Source organism: Bacteroidota bacterium (assembly GCA_034723125.1).
In the GTDB taxonomy this organism is placed as follows: domain Bacteria; phylum Bacteroidota; class Bacteroidia; order CAILMK01; family JAAYUY01; genus JAYEOP01.
The window spans coordinates 1,699-7,636 of sequence record JAYEOP010000544.1; the positions used below are offsets into that span (position 1 = coordinate 1,699).

At 29.6% G+C, this 5,938-nt stretch carries 6 protein-coding genes; 2 read left to right on the top strand and 4 right to left on the bottom strand.

Features of this window, described 5'->3' with window-relative positions; translation table 11 throughout:
* The 4 genes from U9R42_13990 to fbp form a co-directional block, all read right to left on the bottom strand.
* Positions 1-490: asparaginase domain-containing protein (locus U9R42_13990; GenBank protein MEA3497134.1), on the bottom strand; the 490-nt coding region annotated here is incomplete at its 3' end.
* A 9-nt stretch (positions 491-499) separates the two neighbouring features.
* Positions 500-2,527: an ATP-dependent zinc metalloprotease FtsH gene (gene ftsH, locus U9R42_13995; GenBank protein MEA3497135.1), complete on the bottom strand. Its 2,028-nt coding sequence runs from the start codon at positions 2,525-2,527 to the stop codon at positions 500-502.
* Positions 2,528-2,614: 87 nt separating this feature from the next.
* Positions 2,615-3,001, bottom strand: coding sequence for a ribosome silencing factor (rsfS, locus tag U9R42_14000; GenBank protein MEA3497136.1), 387 nt, complete (start codon positions 2,999-3,001; stop codon positions 2,615-2,617).
* Positions 3,002-3,248: 247 nt separating this feature from the next.
* The gene (gene fbp, locus U9R42_14005; GenBank protein ID MEA3497137.1) at positions 3,249-4,265 is read right to left on the bottom strand and encodes a class 1 fructose-bisphosphatase; all 1,017 of its coding nucleotides are present in this window, start codon (positions 4,263-4,265) and stop codon (positions 3,249-3,251) included.
* Positions 4,266-4,351: 86 nt separating this feature from the next.
* On the opposite strand from fbp, the gene U9R42_14010 reads away from it, so the two are divergent.
* Both U9R42_14010 and U9R42_14015 read left to right on the top strand, forming a co-directional pair.
* Positions 4,352-5,614: an aspartate kinase gene (locus U9R42_14010; protein MEA3497138.1), complete on the top strand. Its 1,263-nt coding sequence runs from the start codon at positions 4,352-4,354 to the stop codon at positions 5,612-5,614.
* 83 nt (positions 5,615-5,697) lie between these two features.
* On the top strand, positions 5,698-5,938 hold a 241-nt coding region (locus U9R42_14015; GenBank protein ID MEA3497139.1), incomplete at its 3' end, for a hypothetical protein.

Consider the following 5,938-nt stretch of genomic DNA (forward strand, 5'->3'; position numbering starts at 1 on the left):
AATCTATATCTTCAAACTCTCCCAACTTTCTATTTTTTTGCACATTATCCCAGTTAAAAATTCTTCCGTTCATAGAAATATAAACTCCATTTTCTAATGTTTGAACAAAAGCAAGCGAGCTACCAAGATTAAAAAGTCCGTCTGAACTACCAAATTTATAAGGAATCATTGCACCTGTAAGTATAATACATTTATCTTTCAATTTCGATTTTGCAATAAATTTTGCCGTTTCAACTATTGAATCTGTTCCGTGAGTAATTAGAATTTTGCTTTCTTTAGTATTTACACAGTTTGTAACAATAATATCTCTATCAGAATCAGTCATTTCTAGGCTGTCAATCATCATTAATGTACGAATGCTAACATCTACTTTTGACCTGCCTAATTTCAACATTTCAGGAAGATGAGAATCTTTAAAAAAAAGTTTTCCATTTAACTCGTTGTACTCCTTATCAAAAGTACCTCCTGTAATAAAAATTTTTATTGTCATTCTTTGGTTTTACTTTTCTTCTTTTGTTTTATTCTTAGGTTTTTTAGCCACTTTTGTTTTTGTGTCTGTGGTTTTATCTTCAATCTTAGGTTTAGGCTTAGGTTTAGGCTTAGGTTTAGTTTTCGTTTTAGTCGCCTTAACTTCAACCTTATCCTCTTCAAATGGTCGTTTTCCAATAAGGTTCTCCATATCGCTTTTAAATATTGTCTCTTTCTCTAGTAATGCTTTTCCTATTTTTATAAATTCATTTTTTTTGTCAATTAATAATTTTTTTGCTCTTTGAAATGATTCTTCAATAATTTTTCTAGTTTCCTCATCAATTAACTCAGCGGTTTTTTCAGAATATGGTTTGTGGAAATTGTATTCATTTTGAGGATCATGAAAAGAAACATTACCTACTTTATTGTTCATTCCATAAATGGTAACCATATCATAAGCTATTCTGGTAACTCTCTCAAGATCGTTTTGTGCACCTGTAGATATTTTATTAAAAATTATTTCTTCAGCGGCTCTTCCTCCAAGTGACATACACATCGAATCAAGTAATTGCTCTGTTGTGTAAAGAAATTGTTCTTTGGGAAGATATTGAGCATAACCAAGTGCGGCAATGCCTCGTGGTACAATTGACACTTTCAGTAATGGTGCAGCATGTTCAAGAAACCACCCTACAATAGCATGTCCTGCTTCGTGATAAGCAACAATTTTCTTTTCATCAGGAGCAATAATTTTTGTTTTCTTTTCAAGTCCTCCGATAACACGGTCAATGGCATCTTGAAAATCTTGCATATTTACTTGTTTTTTGTTTTTTCGTGCAGCAATTAAAGCAGCTTCATTACAAACATTAGCAATTTCAGCACCTGCAAATCCAGGAGTTTGCTCAGCAAGAGTAATGCTTTTTACATCTTTAGAAAGTTTTTTAAGAGGTTTTAAATGAACGTTAAAAATATGCTCTCTGCCATTAAGGTCAGGTCTGTCAATAGAAATTTGTCTATCAAAACGTCCCGGACGAAGTAAGGCTGTATCAAGTACATCAGGTCGGTTTGTTGCTGCAAGAATTATAATTCCTGAATTCATTGTAAAGCCATCCATTTCCGAAAGTAATTGATTAAGAGTACTTTCTCTTTCATCATTTCCCCCTTGAACCATAGTTTTACCTCGAGCTCTACCAATAGCATCTATTTCATCAATAAAAATAATACATGGAGCTTTTGATTTAGCTTTGTTAAAAAGATCTCGGACACGTGAGGCACCTACACCAACAAACATTTCAACAAAATCGGAACCTGACATTGAATAAAAAGGAACATCAGCTTCACCTGCTACTGCTCGTGCCAATAACGTTTTTCCTGTACCCGGAGGTCCTATAAGCAAAGCACCTTTTGGAATTTTTCCTCCCAAAGAGGTATATTTTTTTGGATTTTTAAGAAAATCAACAATTTCCATTACTTCTACCTTCGCTTCTTCCAAGCCTGCAACATCAGAAAAGTTAACATTAACCTTTGAATCTTTTTCAAAAAGTGTTGCTTTACTTTTACCAATATTAAATATTTGTCCGCCACCTCCTGCTCCACCTGAGAATTTTTTCATAATAAAAAACCATAGCAAAACAAATAATCCTAAGGGAATTATCCAACTGAATATTTCACGGCTCCAGTTTTCCTTGTGTTTAAAGGTAATTGATATTTCATCAACTAAACTATTTTCAACTAATACTTTATCAACGTTTTCCTTAAATGTTTTGGAAGCCTCAGGCCAATTAAATTGGTAGTGAGGTCCTTCATTTGTTGAAGATAATGGATTATCTTTTAAATCTTTATATTTTCCACTTGATAAAGCAGTTTTCTTTAAAAAAACTTGTATTTGTTCATTATTAATAACTTCAAACTTTTGTACATGTTCTTCCTTTATCATTTTTTTTACTTCCATCCAGTTTGTTTCCTGAGCAAAATCTGAAGGGAAAAAATATGTTGCAAAAAGGAAAACACCTATTATTGCATAAATCCAATAAAAATTAAACTTTTGAGGTTTTTTTGACATTGGTTTTTTAGCATCTTTCTTAGGATTAGTTTTAGTGCTTTTCTTTTTGGTTTTTGTATCTTTAGGATTCTTTACCATTTCTATTTTCTAGTTATTATCTTTGCTTAAATTATTATCGTAAGTTTTTATAATGCTATCTCCCCATAGTTTTTCAAGGGCAAAAAAATCACGTTTTTCTTTTATAAAAACGTGAATTACAAAGTCGAAGTAGTCTAGCAATATCCATTCCCTATTCTCAAAACCTTCCTTTACAAGGGGCTTCTCATTAGCGGTTTTACTAACATTCTCAATTATAAATTTTGCGATTGATTCTATATGAGTTCCTGAGGTACCATGGCAAATAATGAACATATCGGTAACTGCATTTTTCAAAGCTCTTAAGTCAAGTGTTGTAATATCCAATGCTTTCTTTTCTCTCATTGAATCAATAATACAATGCTGTAAAAACTGTTTTTTTTCTTTGTTTTCTTTCATTAAAAAAAATGAATTTTTAATTTTACTGCAAAAGTAAAATTTTATTTTCAAATGGACTAAACAAATAATTGATTAGTAGTTTTATAAAGTGTAAATATTTTCAAACTAAGCCGCCATAGAATTCAATTGTAATTGAAAATATTCAGATAGACCTTAATAAATTGCGAATAATCAGAAATATTCAAGTGTAACTGAATATTTGCAAAAACATTGTTTTAGTATAAATTGGTTAAAACATAATGATTTATTAACTATCGTATTTTTTAATAAATTTTTCTGCAAGTATTACTAATGATTTACTTCCAATAAACAATGGTGTTCTTTGGTGAAGTTCTGTTGGTTGAATATCTAAAATATCAACTCCATGACCATCAGTTGCTTTACCTCCTGCTTGTTCAATAATAAAAGCCATAGGATTATTTTCATACAATAATCTCAATTTTCCTTTGGGGGCTTTTTTCGTATTAGGATAAATAAAAATTCCACCTTTTAAAAGATTTCTATGAAAATCGGCAACTAAAGTTCCAATATATCTTGAAGAAAAATTTCCAATATCTTGCCTTGCATCTGTTTGAAGATAGTTAAGAAATTGTTTAACACCCTCAGAAAAATCAGCATAGTTTCCTTCATTTATAGAGTAAATCTTTCCATTATCAGGAATAGTAATATTTGAATGTGAAAGGCAAAATTCACCAATAGAAGGGTCTAATGTAAATCCGTTTACACCATTTCCTGTTGTGTAAACCATCATTGTTGATGAACCATAAATAATATAACCTGCCGCAACTTGGTTATGACCTTTCTGCAAACAATCCTCTCTTGTTCCTGGTCCGTTTACATCAGAAATTCGTCTATAAATTCCAAAAATAGTACCTATTGATGCATTTACATCAATATTTGAAGAACCGTCAAGTGGATCAAAATTTACAACATATTTTGGTTTTGATGATTCTAAATTATTTATTTGTACAAAATCATCATTTTCTTCTGAGGCAATAGCACAACACTCTAAGCCTCCCTTTAAAGCAGCAATTAGTTGTTTATTTGCATAAATATCTAATTTTTGAACATTTTCACCTTGCACATTTGTTTGATCGGCTGAACCAAGAATATTTAAAAGACCTGCTTTATTTACTTCTCTATGGACTATTTTTGCTGCTGTTCCAATATCACTAAGCAAACTACTAAGATCTCCAGTTGCAAATGGAAAATCTTCCTGTCTTTGATTTATAAATTGATTTAAAGTTTTTACCCCTGTAAACATAATTATTTTATTTATTTTTGTGAGCAAATATTATGATTTTTTATTGGAAATAAAAATGATTTTATAATAAAAATTAAATTAATTATATGAAGGTTTTCAAATTTGGTGGTGGTGTTATTAAGGATGCAGAATCTATTAAACTTTTAGCCAATATTTTAATTGAATATTCGTATCACAAAATTATAGTTGTAATATCAGCAATGGGAAAAACAACTAATGCACTTGAGGAGGTTATAAATAAGAGCTTAGAAAAGGATTCTAATTTTGATATTGAGTTATTTGAAATTGAACAATATTTTAAAAAAATCATTACTAATTTATATGATACAGAAGCAACGGAAGCTCAAATACAATTAAAACAATATTTTGCCGAAATTAGATACAAAATAGAAAAACATAAAAATAGTCGTTATGATTTTTACTATGATCAGATAGTTGGTTACGGAGAAATAATTTCAAGTGTAATTATTAGTAATTATTTAAAATCAACAGGACTTAAAAACAAATGGATTGATGCTCGTGATATTATTAAAACAACAGGTAAAAACCGAATGGCTGAAATCCTTGAAGACAATACAGTGCATCATGTCCGACAAAGTATTTCACTTGAAATAAGTGAAAAATTATTTATCACTCAAGGATTTATTGGTGCTGATGATGAGGAGAATATGACAACTTTGGGACGTGAGGGTTCAGATTATTCTGCAGCAATTATTGCAAGCTCAATTATGGTTGAAGAAGTTGTTTTTTGGAAAGATGTAAATGGAGTTTTTAATGCCGACCCTAAGTTTTATTTTGATGCAATTAGTATTAATGAAATGTCCTATGATGATGTATTTGAACTAAGTAAACTTGGTGCTAAAATAATTCATCAAAAAACAATACAACCGTTAAAAGAAAAAAACATCCCTTTTGAAATTAGAAAATTTACGTTTCCGCTTCAAAGAGGAACAATTATAAAAGAGGTAGTTGAGAATGAAATGAATTTCCCTTTAATTATAAAAAAAGAAAACCAAGCTATTTTAACTGTACTCAGAAAGGATAAAAATACATTTACTATTGATGACAGAAAAATATTATCAAAATATTTTTACAAACTTGATTTTGACCCTGATTTTTTAAAATTTACAGATATTAAACTTATTACTTGCATTAAAGATGAAAAGAATAGAATAGTAACTTTTTTTAATGCTGTTAAAAAGAAATTCAAACTCTTTTATACTAAAAATGTGAATCTTCTTATTATTAAAAATCACAATGATGAATTAATAGAAGAATTGACAAAAAATAAAAAGATTTTACGTATTGTAAAAGAGGGAGATAGAATATATATCGCTTATAGAGATTAGCATTATTTAAAAAATAATTCAAAGAAAAAAAAACTGTTTGTTTTAAGAAAAAAATATTTTATATTTGCACAAAATTTTAAGTGATGACTAGAAAAAAATTAACGACAAAAGAATACAAATTAAGACTTAAAGCTCGTAAAAGAAGAGTATTATTAAGAAAAGCTTCTTCAAAAGGATTTAAACGTCCTGAAGGCTTTGATGATGTACCGGAAGCTACTAAAGAGGACAAAATTCCTGAACCAAAAACAGAAACAAGCACTGAAAAGATAGCAGATAAAACTCCAGAGCCTAAGAAAGAAGCAAAGCCAAAAGAAGAAAATAAAA

What these genes read in the sequence shown, in the direction of transcription:
- U9R42_14010 (MEA3497138.1), top strand. Translation starts at nt 4,352, where the DNA reads ATGAAGGTTTTCAAATTTGGTGGTGGTGTTATTAAGGATGCAGAATCT.
- ftsH (MEA3497135.1), bottom strand. Translation starts at nt 2,527, where the DNA reads ATGTCAAAAAAACCTCAAAAGTTTAATTTTTATTGGATTTATGCAATA.
- fbp (MEA3497137.1), bottom strand. Translation starts at nt 4,265, where the DNA reads ATGTTTACAGGGGTAAAAACTTTAAATCAATTTATAAATCAAAGACAG.
- rsfS (MEA3497136.1), bottom strand. Translation starts at nt 3,001, where the DNA reads ATGAAAGAAAACAAAGAAAAAAAACAGTTTTTACAGCATTGTATTATT.